General features: G+C 73.3%; 15 protein-coding genes. 2 read left to right on the forward strand and 13 right to left on the reverse strand.

Features of this window, described 5'->3' with window-relative positions:
- Window positions 1–12: 12 nt before the first annotated feature.
- From PS271_RS00640 to PS271_RS00690, 11 genes are all read right to left on the reverse strand, one after another.
- Window positions 13–1,701, reverse strand: a complete 1,689-nt coding sequence (locus tag PS271_RS00640) for an FAD-binding oxidoreductase (protein ID WP_398379070.1) — start codon at window positions 1,699–1,701, stop codon at window positions 13–15.
- 34 nt (window positions 1,702–1,735) lie between these two features.
- Window positions 1,736–2,254, reverse strand: a complete 519-nt coding sequence (locus tag PS271_RS00645) for a cupin domain-containing protein (RefSeq protein WP_398379072.1) — start codon at window positions 2,252–2,254, stop codon at window positions 1,736–1,738.
- 223 nt (window positions 2,255–2,477) lie between these two features.
- Window positions 2,478–3,566 carry a hypothetical protein gene (locus PS271_RS00650; RefSeq protein WP_398379074.1) on the reverse strand — a complete coding sequence of 363 codons (1,089 nt, stop codon included), beginning with the start codon at window positions 3,564–3,566 and terminating at the stop codon, window positions 2,478–2,480.
- Window positions 3,567–3,617: 51 nt separating this feature from the next.
- Window positions 3,618–5,225, reverse strand: coding sequence for a M48 family metalloprotease (locus PS271_RS00655; RefSeq protein ID WP_398379076.1), 1,608 nt, complete (start codon window positions 5,223–5,225; stop codon window positions 3,618–3,620).
- Between the two features lie 187 nt (window positions 5,226–5,412).
- Complete coding sequence (locus PS271_RS00660) at window positions 5,413–5,829, reverse strand: hypothetical protein (protein ID WP_120757409.1); 417 nt, start codon at window positions 5,827–5,829, stop codon at window positions 5,413–5,415.
- A 124-nt stretch (window positions 5,830–5,953) separates the two neighbouring features.
- Entirely contained in the window at window positions 5,954–7,201 is a 1,248-nt protein-coding gene (locus PS271_RS00665; RefSeq protein WP_398379079.1) for an MFS transporter, read from the reverse strand.
- Window positions 7,198–8,727, reverse strand: coding sequence for an FAD-dependent oxidoreductase (locus tag PS271_RS00670; RefSeq protein ID WP_398379081.1), 1,530 nt, complete (start codon window positions 8,725–8,727; stop codon window positions 7,198–7,200). Before PS271_RS00670 ends, PS271_RS00665 begins: the two co-directional genes overlap by 4 nt.
- The gene (locus PS271_RS00675; protein WP_398379083.1) at window positions 8,724–9,107 is read right to left on the reverse strand and encodes a hypothetical protein; all 384 of its coding nucleotides are present in this window, start codon (window positions 9,105–9,107) and stop codon (window positions 8,724–8,726) included. The genes PS271_RS00670 and PS271_RS00675 overlap by 4 nt, the downstream gene beginning before the upstream one ends.
- A 22-nt stretch (window positions 9,108–9,129) precedes the next feature.
- The gene (locus PS271_RS00680; RefSeq protein ID WP_398379085.1) at window positions 9,130–10,545 is read right to left on the reverse strand and encodes an aspartate aminotransferase family protein; all 1,416 of its coding nucleotides are present in this window, start codon (window positions 10,543–10,545) and stop codon (window positions 9,130–9,132) included.
- 110 nt (window positions 10,546–10,655) lie between these two features.
- Window positions 10,656–12,065, reverse strand: a complete 1,410-nt coding sequence (locus PS271_RS00685) for an NAD(P)/FAD-dependent oxidoreductase (protein WP_398379087.1) — start codon at window positions 12,063–12,065, stop codon at window positions 10,656–10,658.
- The gene (locus PS271_RS00690; RefSeq protein ID WP_398379089.1) at window positions 12,065–13,036 is read right to left on the reverse strand and encodes a glycosyltransferase family 2 protein; all 972 of its coding nucleotides are present in this window, start codon (window positions 13,034–13,036) and stop codon (window positions 12,065–12,067) included. Before PS271_RS00690 ends, PS271_RS00685 begins: the two co-directional genes overlap by 1 nt.
- Window positions 13,037–13,492: 456 nt before the next feature.
- On the opposite strand from PS271_RS00690, the gene PS271_RS00695 reads away from it, so the two are divergent.
- Complete coding sequence (locus tag PS271_RS00695; RefSeq protein WP_398379090.1) at window positions 13,493–14,512, forward strand: hypothetical protein; 1,020 nt, start codon at window positions 13,493–13,495, stop codon at window positions 14,510–14,512.
- 32 nt (window positions 14,513–14,544) lie between these two features.
- Window positions 14,545–14,859, forward strand: a complete 315-nt coding sequence (locus PS271_RS00700) for a putative quinol monooxygenase (protein ID WP_398379092.1) — start codon at window positions 14,545–14,547, stop codon at window positions 14,857–14,859.
- Window positions 14,860–14,880: 21 nt separating this feature from the next.
- On the opposite strand, the gene PS271_RS00705 is transcribed toward PS271_RS00700, so the two are convergent.
- Both PS271_RS00705 and PS271_RS00710 read right to left on the reverse strand, forming a co-directional pair.
- Entirely contained in the window at window positions 14,881–16,341 is a 1,461-nt protein-coding gene (locus PS271_RS00705; protein WP_398379094.1) for an LCP family protein, read from the reverse strand.
- The gene (locus PS271_RS00710) at window positions 16,334–16,759 is read right to left on the reverse strand and encodes a DUF6542 domain-containing protein (protein WP_398379096.1); all 426 of its coding nucleotides are present in this window, start codon (window positions 16,757–16,759) and stop codon (window positions 16,334–16,336) included. Before PS271_RS00710 ends, PS271_RS00705 begins: the two co-directional genes overlap by 8 nt.
- Window positions 16,760–16,930 lie beyond the last annotated feature (171 nt).

Here is a 16,930-nt window from a genome sequence, read left to right on the forward strand (position 1 = left end):
TCCATGAGGGGGTCACTGCTTGGGCAGGGCGATGGACTGCGAGTGGCGGAAGACGTTGCGCGGGTCGTAGGCGGCCTTCACGCGCTGCAGACGGGGGTAGTTGTCCTTGTAGTAGAGCGTGGTCCAGGGCACCCCGGACTTGTTCTGCTGCGGGTCGGTGATGTCGCTGTCGGGGTAGTTGATGTAGCAGCCGTCGGCGGCCGGGCCGGGGACGGGATAGCCGCCCGTGGAGGCGAAGACGTCGGCGTAGATCTCGCGGGTCCAGGCGAGGTTCTGCGGGTCCTGGTTCTTGTCGGGCCAGAAGCTCTGGAAGAGGCCCTTGAAGATGGAGTCGCGCTGGGCGGAGGCCGTGTCGCCCGAGCGCACCGTGTTGATCTTCCCGCCGTAGGAGAGCAGGACGACCATCGAGCCGGGGTTCTGCACGTCGGTGCGCGTCAGGTGCTTGTACAGGGCGGCGATCTGGGCGTCGTTGAAGCCCTTGCGCAGGTAGGCGGACTTGTGGATGCCGCGCAGGGTGGGGTTGGTGAGCGTGGGGTTGTTGGTGCCGAGGAAGCGGACGGAGGCCAGCCAGGGCACGCGCTGGGGAGTGAAGAAGTCGGGCATCGGGCCCTGTTCGCCGACCGCGGAGGTCAGCGGCTCGGCCTTGACGCCGAGGGCCGAGGTGATCGAGGCGACGTAGGCGTTGATGAGCTTCTCCGCGTCGGGCACGGTGGCGTCCATCTGCGTGAGCAGCCCGATGCTGTTGTTCGCCCGGTGGTTGATCATCAGGAAGCTGCACAGCGAGGCGTACGGCGAGTCGGGGCTGCCGTTCTTCTCGTGCCAGGTCCCGAAGTTCTTCACCAGGGTGGCGAAGCGCGCCTTGTCCAGCTTGCTCCACGGCAGGGAGATCGCGCTGACGTAGACGTCCTTCGGCGGGTGCATCAGCTGCTTGGCGGGGTCGCTGCCGGTCGCGTCCGGGGAGCGGAACCAGTAGCGGGTGATCACGCCGTAGTTGCCACCGCCCGCGCCCGTGTGCGCCCACCACAGGTCGCGGTGCGGGTCATCAGCCTCGCGGGTCGCCACGACGGCCCGCGCGGTGCCGTCGGCGTTCACGACGACGACCTCGACGGCGTAGAGGTGGTCGATGGTCAGGCCGTGCCGGCGCGAGAGCATGCCGTAGCCGCCGCCGCTGATGTGGCCCCCGACGCCCACGGAGTAGCACATGCCGCCGGGCAGGGCGACGCCCCAGCCCTTGTAGAGGGCTTCGTAGACGTGCAGCAGCGTGGCCCCGGCCTCGACGACGAACGCCTTGCGCTGCTCGTCGTAGCCGACCTGGTCCATGGCCGTCATGTCGATGACGATCCGGACGTCGGGGTTGTAGACGAAGTCGGCGTAGCAGTGGCCGCCGCCGCGTATGGATATCCGCTTTCCGGCGCGGACCGCCTCCTGGACGGTCTGGACGACCTGTTCGGTGGTGTGCACGATGCGCACGGACTCGGGGCGGCCGACCCAGCGGGTGTTGTTGCCGACGACGAGGTCGGCGTAGCGCGGGTCGTCCGGCAGGACGGTGACTGCCGCAGGTGCACCCGCGCCGGCCTCCGCCCCGGCGCCGGTGCCCGCCGCGGCGGCCCGGGTGGGCACGAGGCCCGTCTGTGTCACGGCGGCGCCCGCCACAACGGCGGCGGTGCCGGTCAGCATGGTTCGTCTGTTCAGCATGCCCATGGTTCTCTCTGTGCGGTACCAGTGTTTTCGCCGGTCAGCTGCCCCAGATGATGCCGAGGCCGAGCTTCTCCGCGACCTCCCGCGTGCGCTCGACGGACCAGCGGTCGCCGACCGGCGCGGCGGCCCCCATGTGCACGGGATATCCGCCGTCCAGGAAGAACCGCTCGAATCCGCCGGGGCAGGTGAGCACGTACAGGTCGGCCGTCTCGCTCTCCACCAGATACGAATGCGGGATTCCGCGCGGCAGGAAGAGCACGCTGCCGCCTTCGAGGAGTTCGGTGCGGTCGCCCACGGTGGCCCGTACGCCCCCGCTGCCGATCATGAAGATCTCGTCCTCGAGCGTGTGGATGTGGCTCGGGGAACGCTCGCCGAGCTTCGCCGCGAAATGAGTCATTCCCATGGCGCCCCTGGTCTGCTCGGCCGTGAGCTTCACGGTCACCAGGGAGCCCTTTCCCCACAGCCGCTGCGCCCCGTCGCCCGGTCTGAGGACCGCCGGCAGAACGTCGTCCTCACCGAAGGGGAGTTCTTCCCGCCCGTGCGGCGCTGTCGTCATTTCTCCTCCAGATCCTTCGCGGCACCGGGCAGCGCCCGACCGGCTGGCTCCGAGCCTTCCCCAGCAAACCGCGGACCGGCAACGCAGCAGAGCCCAATCCGTCAAGTGGCACTGCGCAGCGGCGAGTTCACGCTGCGCGAGACCGGAATCGGATGGGGCTCTGCTTTTTTATTCGGTTGTGGCGGAAGTGGGCGCGGGTTGTGCCCGGCTGAACGGGAAGTGACTACCGGGCGCCCTGAACGGCTCGTTCCCGGTAATCGCAGTACTTTTCCGCGGGGTCTTCGAAGTAACTCCAGGGGATCGATCCGACGCAGCCGTCGACGAGCCGGAATTGTTCGAGGGCCTCGGCGTGGCGCTTCTGCTTCACCAGGAAGAAGGCCAGCAGGTGCCGGGCCTCGGGCAGGCGGGGGTGGTCGGGCCGGACGGCCGGGAGGTCGGCGAGCAGGGCGTCGACCATGGCCGTGACCTCGGGGGTGCGGTAGTGCTTGCCGTTGAACGGCCGGTCGAGGTGCTCGAAGTGGGCGACGAGCCGCAGGGCGGGCAGCAGGGTGCCGGCCGGTGCGCCGGAGGCGGCCTTGTCCGCGAACTCGCGGGCCAGTTCCTCCGAGCCGCGCCATTTGGCGCACCAGTACTGGAGGGCGCTGTAGTGCGCCTCGTAGTGGAACGGCGCGCGGCCGGCGATCTCGGCCCAGAGCTCGTGCACGTACGCGTGCGGGTAGCCGAGGCCGAGGCCCGCCCAGAGGTCGGAGACGTACGGGGAGGGATCCTCGGGGTTGAGCTCGACCGCTCGGGCGATGTCTTCGCGGGCCCGCAGCAGGACGCGGTGGAAGCCCTCGAACTGCTCGGCCGAGGTCCGGTCCGCCGTGCTCGCGCCCCGCAGTTCCCAGGCGAGGAAGACGGTGGACCGGGCACGCACGGCCGCGGCGTCGGGGTCGCCCGGGCGTGCGGCTTCCCAGGCCGTGAGCCAGGCGTCCTCGTCGGCCGCGGCCTGCGCGAGCGAGATGACGAGCGCGGTCCGGCGCTCCCAGTCCTTGCCGATGGCGGTCATGGCGTCAGCCGCGGGCTCCCATGCGCCGCGCTCCGCCGCCTCACGTGCACCGTCGGTCTGCGGGTCGTGCAGGAGCCGCTCGGCGTCCTGCCGGTCCTGCGGGAGCAGGCCGAGGGCGGCCGCTTCCTTGGAGAGCCGGGCGGGCGAGGTGGTGGTCGAGGTGGTCGCCTTCTCGCGCGCGGGCCGTGCGGCGGCGCCCTTGCGGTTCCGGTACCAGAAGTAGATCCAGACGGCTATGACGAGGAGGGGCAGCAGTCGTGCCACGGGGGTTCGGCTCGATTCGTGAGAACGGGAGAAGGAGACTGGGCGCGGAGGTCACGCGGGTGCGGCCTGCGGCAGCAGCCGGCGCAGCGGGCCGGTGTCGGGGGTGTCGGCGACGGCCGCCTCCAGTGCCTGCGGCAGGAGGGTGTCGTAGCCGTCCGGCAGGTGCAGCCGGGCGCTCTCCGCCCAGGACAGTTCCCACCAGGCCGTCCGGGCGTCCACGAGCTCCAGCAGGACGAGGCTGGACAGGCCGTCGAGGAGCGCCGGGCGCAGGAATTCGCGCGCGGCCCGGCCGCTGACCCGCTGTGCGGCCGGCGGGTGCGGGAGGCCGGCGGCTATCTGCCACAGGCTGCCGTGGTCGGCCGCGTCGAGCAGGGCGTGCACGGTGGTGCGGCCGCCGGTGACGCGGGCGATGGCGTCCCGGAGCGGCTCCGCGTCGGCCTCGTGGCCGGCGCGGATGCCGTGGTGGACGAGCTCGGGCCAGTCGGCGCGGGGCATGTGCAGCGCTTCCTGGGTGAGGGTGGCCGCTTCGAGCTCGGCGTGGACACGTCCGGGGTCGTCCAGCAGGGCCATGGCGGGGCCCGCGGGCCGCCCGCCGCGGCCGTCGTCCGGCATGGCCTCGATGAGGCGGATCCGCTCCGCGGTCGGGGGGTGCGCGTCGTACGGGGACGGGTCGCCCGGCGGCAGGTCGCGGCGCAGCGCGTCGAGCTCTTCCTGGCGGGCCGGTTCGGCGAGCAGCCGGGCCAGCCCGCCGTAGAACTGGCCGTACGGGGGCAGGAGTCCGGCGGCCGCGCCCACGGAGGCGTATCCGCGGAGGTAGAAGCCGTGGGCGGCGTCGAGGACGACGGTTTCGCGCAGGGCGGCGGCGGTGGCGTCGCGGCCCGCGATCCGGACGGCGAGCCGGTCGGCGGCGAGCTCCTGGCGGCGGGCGTCGCTCCGGGTGGCCCGCAGGGCGAACTTGCCGTAGGCGATGAAGAGCTTGCTCATGCGGCGGTAGCTCCACCCGGCGCCGCGGGTGTCCACCTCCTTGGCCTTGCGACCCTTGCGCAAGGCCTTCTCGGCGGCCTTCTCCTGGCGCAGCCGCTCCTTCTCCACCTGCTGCTCGGCCCGCTCCGCGAAGGCGTTCACCGTGCGGGCGACGGTGTGCCGGCCGCGGGCGGTGAGGGCGGAGAGGCGGGTGTCGGCGTTTCCGTAGTGGCCGAACTCGTGGGCGAGGACGGCGCGCAGCTGCGCCTCGTCAAGGCCGGTCATCAGGGGGACGCCGATGTAGAGCCGGCGGTGGCCGGGCAGGAGCCCGAGCAGGCGGGCGTTCTCGCTGACGGCCGCGTTGACGGTGCCGGTGAGGAGGATCTCGTCGGGCATGCGGGTGCCGGCGGCGCCGGCCACGTCGCGCACGGCCGCCCAGAGCCGCGGCTGCTGCTGCTCGGTGACGGGCATGCCTTCGCTGCCGTCGTCCTCGGGGGTGCGGAGGAGAAGCATTCCGCGGATGACGGGGAAGGCCAGGAGCGCGAGGACGACGGTGACTTTGAGGGCGAGGGGATTGACACCCCGCCAATAAGCGGCGACTCCGATTCCGGCGAAGACGCCGAGGACGACAAGGCACAGCAGATAGAAACCCGCGAGCACGACGAGTGCACGCAGGGCACGCAGAAAAACGCCCATGGGGCAGGGGCCCTCACACAGAAATAAGGAATGGTCGGTGCACCGGGGGGAGAATCGCCAGTATGCCGCACAAGGTTTTGAATCGGCAAAAGATTAGGAAATGCGGCAACACATGCGACAGCGGCGGCCCGAAGGGGGCCGCCGCTGCCGGGTGCCGGGCGGGTCCGGGTGAGGTCCCCGGGGTGGGTCAGGTCCAGGTTTCCGGGTGGGGGTCGTGGAGGGCCGGGTCTTCGGGGGTTTGGCGGGGGCGGAGGTCGGGCGGGGTGGCGCCGTTCGACGGGTAGAGCAGGCGGCCGAGGGGGTAGGGCTCGGCGTAGGTGGTGACCAGGCGGCGGACGGTGGCGGGGTCGGCCGTCACCGGGAAGCGGCGGCGGTCGGCGTCGGCGTCGTCCGCGCTGGGGTCGGGGTCGGTCAGGGTCGACCACATGTCCTCGGCCGCGCTGATGAGCTGGTCGAGTTCGTCGCGCACCCCCTGCCAGGCGCCCTCGCGCACCGCCTCGTCGATGCGGGAGAGGGTGCCGAGGATGCTGGCGTAGTCCTCGGCCAGCTGGTCCTCCTGGGGGGACGGGGCAAGGGTGTTGGCGACTGGCTCGGTGGTGTACACGGCACCTCCACGCAAGGGGAAACGGTTCAAAGGCCGGGGCGGATGCGTACGAAACCCCCGCCCCGGCATCGTCGCGCGCCGCGGGGCCGACCGCGGCTCTCCACCGTCACCGGTCGGCGATATATCACTCGCACGGGCGAGCGGGGCGGTGGCGCCGCGGGCCGGGGGACCGCGGCGGCCGGGTCGCCCGGGCGAGCCACACGGTCGCGAGCAGGCAGACCGCCGTCATGGCGCACAGCACCACCGGCACGGCCCGTACGCCCGACAGCTCGATCGCTCTGCCCAGCGCGGGGCCCGCGGCGACGCCGCCCACCATGGACGCGGCGATCACGTAGGCGGCGGCGCGGCGGGCGGTGGGGACGGTGCGGTGCAGCCAGGGCAGGCCGGTGGGGAAGATCGGCGCGATGAACAGGCCCACGCCCGCGTACGCGTACGGGGCGAGGCCCGGTACGGCGGCCGCGCCCGTGCACAGCAGCATGCCGGCGCAGCTGACGGCGACGATCACCGGTTCGGGCAGGCGGACGGCCAGCGGCACCACGAGGAAGCGGCCGGCCGTCAGCATCAGCCAGTAGACGGAGGTGGCGGAGGCGGCCGCCGCCGTCCCGTAGCCGACGGTTTCGAGGTGGGTGGGCTCCCAGCCGCCGACGCCCGCTTCGACGCCGACGTGCACGACGTACAGGAGGACGAACGCGCCCATGAGCAGCACCGTCCGGCCGGCTCGCGGAGGGGGTGCGGGCGGCCCGGCCGGGCTTTCGGCGTTCGAGGGCGCGTCCCGGTCGCGGACTCCCTTGAGGAAGAGGAGGAGGGCCGCGGCGAGGGCTCCGCAGGCGAGGAAGGCCACGGGGTAGCGGTCCGGTCCGAGGAGGCCGATGAGGGCGGGGCCGGCGACCGCGCCGATGCCGAAGTGAGCGTTGAGGACGTTGAGCATGGCGGTGCTGCGGCGGCCGAAGCCGGTGGCGAACAGCTGGTTGAGGCCGTAGTCGATGCCGCCGAAGCCGAATCCGGCGACGAGGGCGGCCACCAGCGCGGCCGGCCAGGCGGGGGCGAGGGCGAAGGCGATGCTGCCTAGGGCCATGAGGGCGTAGGAGGAGCCGAGGAGGACGCGGTTGCCGGCCCGGCCGTGGATGCGGTTGAAGGCCAGGACGCCGGTCACGCCGCCGACGAAGTGGGCGCTCAGCCCGAGCCCCGCCGCGGAGGGGGACAGCCCGAACTCCTCGCGCAGGGCGGGGATCGCGGGCCCGTAGAGGGACTGGAGGGCGCCGATGAGGACGAACCCCACGCAGGAGGCGGCGACGGCGGTGCGCGTGAAGAGGCGCCCGGGAGAACTGCCCGGCCGCGCGGGGGTGCGCACTCCGGTGATCGGCTCGGTCATGGGCGCCCCGGGGCCGCGCTCAGGAAGCGTTCGGCGATCTCGTGGGCGAACGCCATGACGGTGCCCTGCGGGCTGATGCCGGTGACGCCGGGCAGGACGCTCGCGTCGCACACGCGCAGCCTCCGGAAGCCGTGGGGGCGGCCGTGCTCGTCACAGATGCCGCCGCGCTCGGCGAGGCCCATGCGGGCGGACGCCATGCCGTGCACGGACACCAGTTCCCAGTCGCCGGGCCGGACGCGGCGGCAGAACTCCTCGGCCTCGGCGCGGGAGTGGAGCGGGCGCGCGCCGGCCACCGGCGGGATCAGCTCCCGGGCGCCCGCGGCGAACAGCACCTCGCTGGTGCGCCGGAACGCCTCGCGCAGGAGGCTGTGGTCGGCGGACGTCATGCCGTGCCGGAGTAGGAGCCCGCCGCGCGGCGTGGCCAGGATCCGGGCCTTGCCCTGCAGGCGGACCTGGGTGGTGTACGACCCGAGCGTCCCGAAGGCGGCGAGCAGCCGGTCGAGGAGCTGCGGGGGGCGGCTCGCGAGCGCGGCGGCCAGCGCCCCGCGCGTGACGTTGGACGGCATCATCAGCACTCCGTCGGCGGCGAATTCGTGGACCTGTGCGGTGAAGATGGTGCCCCGGTCCGCGTGGACGGGCTCGTCGAAGCGGGCGACGGTACGGAGGTTGACGTGCAGGGACAGCTCGCGGCCGGCCGTCCGGCGGTGGATGCGGCTGCGTTGCAGGAGCGCGGGCGTCTGGAGCGGCCCCGCGGCGAGGAAGACCTCGCCGGCCCGGTGGACGACGGCGCGCCCGCCGGGCCCGGCCGCGACGACGCCGGTGACCGCGCCGTCCTCGTGCAGGATCCGCAGGACGCGGGTGCCGGGGACGATCCGGGCGCCCAGCGCCTCGGCTTCGGGGAGGTAGCTGACGGCCATGCTCTGTTTGGCGCCGGTGGGGCAGCCGGTGGTGCAGCGGTTGCTGTGGCGGCAGCCGTGGACGGCCCGGTGGGCGGGCTGCCAACTCCAGCCGAGCTGCTCGGCCCCGGCCGCGAGCAGGCGGGAGTCGTGGTTTCCGGCCCCGTGCGGCTGGGCGGCGACGCCGAGGCGGCGGGCGATGAGGGCGAGGTGCGCGGCGAGGTCGGCGGCGCGGTACCCGGCCACGCCGGACTCGGCGGCCCAGCGGCTCAGCAGGGCGGGCGGAGGCTCCCACAGCAGCCCGCCGTTGACGACGGTGGTGCCGCCGACGCAGCGCCCTTCCCCGTAGGCGAGGGTCGGGGTGCCGAAGACGGGGATCAGGCCGCCCTGCCGGTAGAGGCGGCGCATGTTCTCGGCGGGCGTGGCGGCGGCGATGCTGCCGGTGCCGACGCGCGGGCCCTCTTCGAGCACGGTCACCTGCCGCCCGGCGGCCGCGAGTTCCCGCGCGACGACGCTGCCGCCGGCGCCGGATCCGATGACCAGGACGTCGCTGTGGGTGCCGCGGGGGCGAGGCGTACGGAAGGGGCGCCGGCTCAGGGCTCCGTTTTGCGGCCCGTTCAACGGTTTCACCGGCCCGCTCCCCGGTGCGGCGCCGGCGGCGGCTGCTGCCCCGGGCTGCCGTCGAGGGCGCCGAGCAGGGCCAGAGCCGTGCTCGCCCGGACGACGTCCCCGAAGCCGGGCAGGGCGGCCAGCCGCTGCATGCCGCGGCGGCCCTCGGCCGCGGAGGCGTTGCGCAGGCCGTGCCCCGAGGCGAGGAGGAAGGCCGCCGGGAGCAGGCGCAGGGTGAGGGCGTAGGCGGCCCGGTAGGGCAGCGGCAGGGTGTGGAGAGTGCCGGTCACGTGAGCTTCGGCGGCGGTACGGGCCTGGAGGGTGTGCAAGCAGCCGTACTGCCGCAGCCAGTACGAGCGCAGGCCGCTCGCGCGCAGTGCGCCGCGCATCAAGCCGTCCATCAGGCGGTCACCTTTTCACGCATCAGGCGGTCACCTTTTCCTTGAGGAACGCGGTCAGCAGGCGGGTCGCGCCCTTGGCGAGCACGGCGTCGAGGGCGTCCAGGAAGAGGCGGGCCTCCTCCTCGCCCGCGACCAGGGGCGGGGAGACGATGAGGGCGATGTCCCGGTTGGAGCCGAAGAAGGTCAGGATCCCGTGCTCCCGGTACAGGGCGGCGATCACGGCGGCGGTGAGCAGCTTCGGTACGGCCTGCGGGTCGCGGACGGCGGCGGGGAGCAGGGTGCGGACGCGGTCCGGGAGCTCCGGGCCGGGCCGCAGGAAGACGCCGTGGAGGGCGCCGCGCCCCGTGGTGGAGGCAACGAGGCGCGGGTGGCGTGCGGCGATGCGGGCGAGGCCGGCGGACAGGTGCTCGCCGAGGGCGCGGGCGCGGCCGGGGAAGTCCTCCTCCACGGCGACCAGGACCGCTTCGAGCGCGGTGGCGGTCTCCTCGCCGAATCCGTAGTAGGTGGTGCTGTGCAGAGTGGCGTCGGCGAGGTTGTCGTAGGCCTTGCGGAAGACGGGTTCGCGGGCCACGTACCCGGAGATGGAGGACTTCCCGCCGCCGAAGGACTTCGACATGGCGAGGATGTCGGGGACGAGGCCGGGGCAGCGCATGAAGTGGAAGAGCTCGCCGGTCTTGCCCCAGCCGGTGTACACCTCGTCGAAGACGAGGACGATGTCGTGCGCGGTGCACAGCCGCCGGACCTCGCGCAGGAACGCGGGCGGGCACTCGCGCAGGGCGGAGGCGCTGAAGGGTTCGAGCACGACGGCGTAGACGTCGCTGCGGCCCGTGGAGTCGCGGTGGCGTTCCAGGGCCAGCTCGAAGGAGGCGAGGTCGCCGAAGGCGAAGGAGTCGGTCCCGGGGATCCGCGGGAACTCGAAGTGGATCTCGGGGGAGGCGGTGAGGCTGCCGGCGCCGAGGAGCTTGCCGTGGAAGGCGATGTCCGTGTGGAGGACGGTGCCGCGCCGGCCGCCGTGGTATTTGTACGCCAGTTTGACCGCGCCTTCGACGGCTTCCGCGCCGGAGTTGGGGAAGTAGCAGATGTCGAGGTCGCCGGGGAGCAGCGCGGCCAGGTTGTGGCTGAGGGCGGCGACGTAGGGCGAGAAGAAGTTCTTGTGGACCTCCATGCGGCGGCGCTGCCGGAAGCGGTCGCGGGCGGCGAGGACGCGCGGGTGGTTGTGGCCGTGGTTGAGGACGCCGATGCCGCCGGTGAAGTCGAGGATGCGGCGGCCGTCGCGGAGGGTGATCCACGCGCCTTCGGCGCTGTCGACGAGGTCGCGGCCGAAGCCGAAGGAGCCGATGAGGGAGACCTGGCTGCGGCTGACGTACTTCTCGTAGAGGTCGTGGACCTGGTCGATGCCGAGGTGTTCGGCCTGGTCCAGGGAGATGAGTTCGGGCATGGGGGTCCTCGGGGGGTTCAGGGAGTCCGCGGGTCCGGGCGTACGGGGCCGCGTCCGGGCGTGCGAGGGCACGGGTTCAGGCGCGGAGGCGGGCGGGCGCGGCACCTTGGTCAGGCGTGCGAGTCCTCGGGGAAGTTCCGGTTCCGGCCGCCGGGTGCGGTGCGCAGCCGGTCGGCGATGAGCCGCCCGGCGCGGCGGCCGTCGCGCACGGCGTAGTTGGTGCCGCGGTCCTCGGGGAAGACCTGGGCCATTCCGGCGAGGTAGAGGCCGGTCACGCGGCTCTGCACGGGGGGCATGACGCGGGTGTAGCCGGGGGTGATGACGGGCTGGGCGTGCTCGGCGCGCCACACGTGGTAGGCGTCGACCCAGGTGCGGTCGAAGCCGGGGAACATCCGCCGCAGGTACGGCAGGCTGTGTTCGAACACCTGCGCGCCCTCCATCCGGTACAGCTCCGCGTCGGCGGGCAGGTACTTGGAGAGGTACGCGATGTGCCGGCCGCCGTAGCGCGCGGGATCGTCCATGTTGGTGTGCTCGATCACGCCGACGTACGGGAACGCCGGGTCGTTGACGTTGAGCCAGTACGTGTCGGAGAGCGGGCGGTTGTTCTCCAGGACCAGGCAGAGGTTCGCGAGGTAGCGGATGCTGCGGAGCCGGCGCAGGAGGGGCGGCACGGAGGGGTGGTTGTCGCTCTCGTCCTCCAGCATGCCGGCGGCCAGGGCGGGGGCGACGGTCAGGAGGACCTGGCCGGCGGAGTGGAGCTCGCCGTCGGCGGTGCGGACGCCGGTGACGCGGCGGCCGTCGGTGGTGACGGACCGCACGGCGGTGTCCGTACGGATGTCGACGCCGTGGTCGGCGAGGCGCTTGCGGAGAGCGGTGAGGAGGGCGTCGCTGCCGCCGCGCAGGTAGTAGAGGGTCTCGCTGCCCGAGCGGGTGCGGCTGCCGCCGCGGAGGTGCAGCTTGGTCCACATCCAGGTGGCGCCGACCTCCGCCGCGTGGTCGCCGAACTTCCCCTCCAGCAGCGGCCGCCACACGACGTCGTAGACACGGCGGCCGCCGAGGGAGACCAGCCACTCCTCGGCGGTGCGGTGCTCCAGCAGCCGCCAGTCGCGCACGCGCTGGGCGCGCACGGTCAGCAGGCCGAGCCGGAGCCGGTCGAGGAGGGGCAGCGGGGCGAAGCGGAGCAGGTCGAGGGGTTTGGACAGGCGGTAGACGGAGTTGGCGTAGTACATGCCGGTGCGCGTGAGGTGCGGTTCCATCAGGTCGGCGATGCCGAGCCGGGCGCAGAGCCGCAGCATCTCCTCGTCGGAGGCGAACCAGTGGTGGTAGAAGCGTTCCAGGCGGCGGTCGCCCACGGTGAAGCTGCCGGCGAGGCCGCCGATGTCGGCGTCGCGTTCGAGGAGCCGTACGGTGTGGCCGAGCTCCGCGAGCTCCAGCGCGGCGGACAGGCCGGTGAAGCCGGCGCCGACGACGATGACGTCCGGGTGCAGGTGCTGGTACTGATGCTGATGCTGGTGCTGCATCACGCGACCTCCTCGACCGAGGCGAGGACGGCCCCGGGGATGGTGCTCGTCATCCGTTCGCTGATCACGTAGGCGGGCCTGCCCTGCACCTGGCGCAGGACCGCGTGGAGGTACTCCCCCAGGGCGGCGACGGCCAGCGACTCCAGTCCGAACAGGGCGAGCGGCAGGGCCTCGGCGCGGCCGCGGCGGGTGAGCGCCGTGACAAGGGAGGCGGCGAGGGAGGCGCTGCCGGTCCACAGGGGAAGCCGCAGCGGGAGGGCGGAGCCGCTGGTGAGGAAGGCGCTGCGGGAGAGGGCGAGCATTTTGGGAAGGGTGTATTTGGATTCGCCCGCGGCGCGCGGGTCCCGCTGGTATTCGATGGTCGTCTCGGGGAATCCCGCCCAGCCGACGGCGCCGCGCAGGAAGAGCTCCCGGTCCGCCAGCCCGGTGAGGAGGTCGACGACTTCCCGGTCGAGCAGCCGGAAGTCTCCGGTGTCGAATGCCACGGGGTGGTCGGAAATCCTGCCGAGGAGCCGGTAGAAGGCGAAGGCCGATAAGTTCTTGAAGGCGGTCTCGCCGTGCCGGGCGGTGCGCCGGGCGGAGACCACGTGCCATCCCCGGCGCCAGCGGGCCACCATTTCCGGGATGAGTTCGGGAGGGTCCTGGAGGTCGGCGTCGATGACGACGACCGCGTCGCCCCGGGCCTCCCTGAGCCCGCCGAGGCAGGCCGCCTGGTGGCCGAAGTTCCGGCTGAAGCGGACGGCCCGCACCATCGGGGACTCGCGGGTGAAGGTCCGTATGAGGTTCCAGGTGGCGTCGGTGCTGCCGTCGTCCACGTAGATGACCTCGTAGCGGACGTCCTCCACGGGGCGCAGGGCCAGGGCGATGCGGTCGTGGGTGCGGGCGAGCACCGCTTCCTCGTTGTAACAGGGCAGGACGACGCTGATCAGGTGGGTGGTCGGGGACGGTGGGCTGGTCTGGCTGGCAGGCATGGGCCTCTCCTGTGCCGGGAGCCGGTTGTCGCCGTGCGGGGTCTTGCGGAACCGTGCCGTCCCGTACGGGGCCGTACGGGATTGTCGTCGCAGGGATTGTCTCCGTGCTGCGCTTTTCGCCGCGCGGGCTTCTTCGCGCTGCCTTGCAGATTCCTTGCAGATTCCTTGCAGCTGCCTCGCAACCGCCTTCATTGCCGCGCATTTTCGATACTTTCCCCCTGCACCGATCGACGGTAGCCGACGGCCGAGCGGGCGGGCAAGATCCCGGCAGCAAGGGACCGTGGCCCGCGAAATACCGGCTTCCGGACCGAATTTCCCGGGTGGCGCAGTGCCGCGTGCGGCGCCGGTGCCCGGGGCCGAGACTGGAGCCGGGCCCCGGCCGGCCGCCGCCCCCTGTCCGGGCGGAGGAGACCCGGACGGGACACGGCCCGGACGTCCGGAGGAAGGGGACGGCGCGTGCCCGGACACGGCGTGCCCCACGGCCCGGAGGCTCCCGCGGCCGCTCCCACGAGGCCTGCGGCCCCGGGCCGCCGGGCCGTCCTGGCCGGGGCCGCGGGCCTCGCCCTCGGCGCGTGCGCGTGCGCGTGCGGGACGGCGCCCCCGCGCAACGCCATGGGCAGCCCACCGCCGTCACCCGCCGGGCTCCCCCGCCCGGCGGCGTGGCGCCCCGATCCCTCCGACGTCCGGCCGGAGGTGAAGCTGCGCGCCGTACAGCTCGTCGAGGCGCTGGGCACCTGGCGCGACGGCGGCGGGGGCGTTGCGAAGGCGCGGGAGCGGGTGGCCGCGCTCGGCCTGCCGCCCGCGCTCGCCGGGCAGGCCGGGCCGCTGCTGTCCGGCGCGGACGCGGCCGTCGTCGAGGTGACCGACGCCCAGTACGGCGGGATCCTGGCCGGCTCCGCGAGCGTCCTGGTCGTCTGCCGGCAGTGGACGCGCACGGGCGGCGGGCCCGTGGTGGCGGGCGGGACGACCGTGGACGTGCGCCTGACCGAGGGCGCGCCGCGCTGGACGGTGGGCGAGCTGCACCCGGCCGAGCCCGGGCCCGCGGCGGGCAGCCTGCCGGAGCCGGCGCGGCGGGTCCTGGGCGACGCCCGGATCCGGCTGCCCGCGGCCGCCGCGGCCGACATCCGGAACGGCGGTGTCCACGCGAGCGTGCTGCGGGCGATGCTCCGGCTCGCGGAGCGCTACCGCATGGACGTCAGCGTCGTACGTTCCGGCCATCCCCTGAACGTGTTCGGCACCGGCCGGCCCAGCGACCACCCGCCGGGCCGGGCCTTCGACGTGTGGCGGATCGACGGCCGGGCCGTGGTCGACCGGGCGACGCCGCGCGCGCTCGTCGAGGCGTTCATGCGCGACGCCGCCGCGGCCGGCTCGTACAACGTCGGGGGCCCGCTGCTGCCGGCGGGGGCGGGCGCCGGGCGGCAGTTCTTCACCGACGACACCCACCACGACCACGTGCACGTCGGCTTCACCGGCTGAACGTCACCCATAACGCGGCAAGAGGAGGCCCCGTGACCGTCGAGTACATCCGCTACCGCATCACCGACCCGGAGCGGCGCGCCGCCTTCGAGAAGGCGTACGCGGCCGCCGCCGAACACCTGTACGCGGCGCCGCAGTGCCTGGGCTACGAGCTCTCGCGCGGGGTGGAGGAGCCGGAGCGGTTCGTCCTGCGCATCGAGTGGACGTCGGTGCACGACCACGAGCAGGGATTCCGCGAGGGGCCGCACTTCCGGCCGTTCCTCGCCGAGGTCCGCCCGTTCGCCGGCGACATCGAGGAGATGAAGCACTACGAGCGGCTCCTCGTCGTGGCCAAGGGCAGGATCTGACGTCAAGGGCAGGATCCGGCGTCAGTCGACGCAGGGGACGCCGCCCATCTTGACCGGCGGACCCTGGAAGGAGCCGGAGGAGACGGGATCCGACCCGCCCGGCTTGGCGTCACCGCTACCGCCACCACCGCCACCGCTGCCCGAGGTCTTCCCCTGTCCCTGGCGCTGCGGTGCGGCGGCCGGCGCGTCGCTCTGCTTCTCCTTGCGCCCCGTCATCGCCTGGACGAGGGACTTGACCTTGGCCGGGTCGACGAGGTTGACGGCCTCTCCCTTGCGGGTGGCGAAGCCCTCGATGGGGAGGGTGTGGAACTCGGCGTTGCCGCCGGTCAGGTTGGGGGCCTGCCGGGCGAAGTCCAGGATGTTCCACCGGTTGTCGATGACGATGTCCTTCTTGATGACGTCGAACAGCCCTTGCAGTTTCCCGAAGTCGCTCCACACGCCCTGTTCCTGGAGCTTGTGCGTGACCGACGACAGGAACGCCTGCTGGCGGTGGGTGCGGTCGAGGTCGCCGCCGGGCAGGCCGTGCCGCTGCCGGACGAAGGACAGCGCCTGGCGGGCGTCGAGCTGCTGCGGCCCGGCGGGGAAGTCGGCGCCGGAGTACCGGTCGCGCACGGGGTGCTTCAGGCACACCGGGACGGGCTGGACCACCTTGGCGATGTCGTAGAAGCCCAGCAGGTTGACCTCGGCGAAGTGGTCGATGGGCACGCCGAGGAAGCTCTGGACGGTGGCCAGCGTGGCCTCGCGGCCGGCCTCGCGGCCGCGGTGCTCCAGCTCGGCGCCCTTGACGCCCTCGGCCGACAGCTTCTCCTCGGCCTCGGCCTTGGCGATCCCGTACGCCTCCTTGATCTTGTGCTCGCCGCGCCCGCCGGCGATCTCGACGTAGTCGTCGCGCGGTATCGAGAAGGCCGTCACCTTGCCGCCGCCGGCCGGGATGTGCATGAGGATGAGGGTGTTGGTGTTGTAGCCGCCGATGCCGCTGGAGCCGGCGTGCAGTTCGTCCTGGACGAACTCCTTCGGCAGGTCGTTGCCGTTCATGTCCTTGCGGCTGTCGAGGCCGATCAGGAGCAGGTTCACCGCGTCGCCGCGCTTGGGCGGCGCGCCGTCGCGCAGGGCGTCCAGCGCGCTGGAGGTGTTCACGCCGCGGTCCAGCCAGTGGTACGCGCACCAGCCCACGCCGCTGGTGAGCATGACGAGCGCGGAGGTGAGGCAGACCGCGAGGCGGGCCGCGCGCCCGGGCTTCAGAGTGGAGCCGGCGCGGCGCCCGCGGGAGCGCGGCCCGCCGGCGGGGCGGCCGCGGCCGGCGTTCTGCGGGCGGGGCCGGGCGCCGGGGCGCTGCCTGTCCCGGCTGCGGGCGCGGTCCCGTTCCCTGTCGCGGCTACGGGCGCGGTCGCCGTCACGCTCGCGGCCACGGCTGCGGGCGGGCTCACGGTCCCGGCTGCGGACGGGCTCGCGGCTGCGGTCGCGGCGGTACGGCTCAGGCATGGCAGGCCCTCCTCCCCCGGCCGGGGCGCAGCGCACGCCCGGCCAGGACGACGGCCGCCGTGACCTCGGCCGCCGCCATGGCGGGGAAGGTGTCGAGGGCCCAGTGCACGACGGCCATCACGGTGCTGCCGCCGCTCCTGTCCGCGCCCGCGGCAAGCTGTGCGCCGACGGCCACCACGGCGATGACCAGGGGCGGGGCGGCGAGCACCCACCACGTACGGCCGCGGGGACAGAGGGCCGCAGCGAGGGCGGCGGCGCCCGCGGCGGTGAGCACGAAGATCAGGCCGAGGCCGGCTCCGGCCGCCTCGTCCACGCCGGCGCCCGCCACGAGCAGTGCTGCCGGGGCGGCCGACGCCGCTCCGGCGCGCCGCGCCCGCTGTCGCGGCCTCCCCGGTGTCTCGGTCCGCCTACGGCCCATGCGTGCTCCCCATCGGATCCGGCCGCCGCGCTACCCACGGCAACCTCGCAACTTTCACAGTTGCGCAATATAGCAAGTGTTATTTCCGGACTGCCGCACGGACCCCGCCTCCCCGGCCGCCGGAGGGCGGGACGTCCACGGCGGACGCCACCCGGAGACGTATCGTCTCAT

The sequence above is a fragment of the Streptomyces sp. SCA2-17 genome (assembly GCF_044336695.1).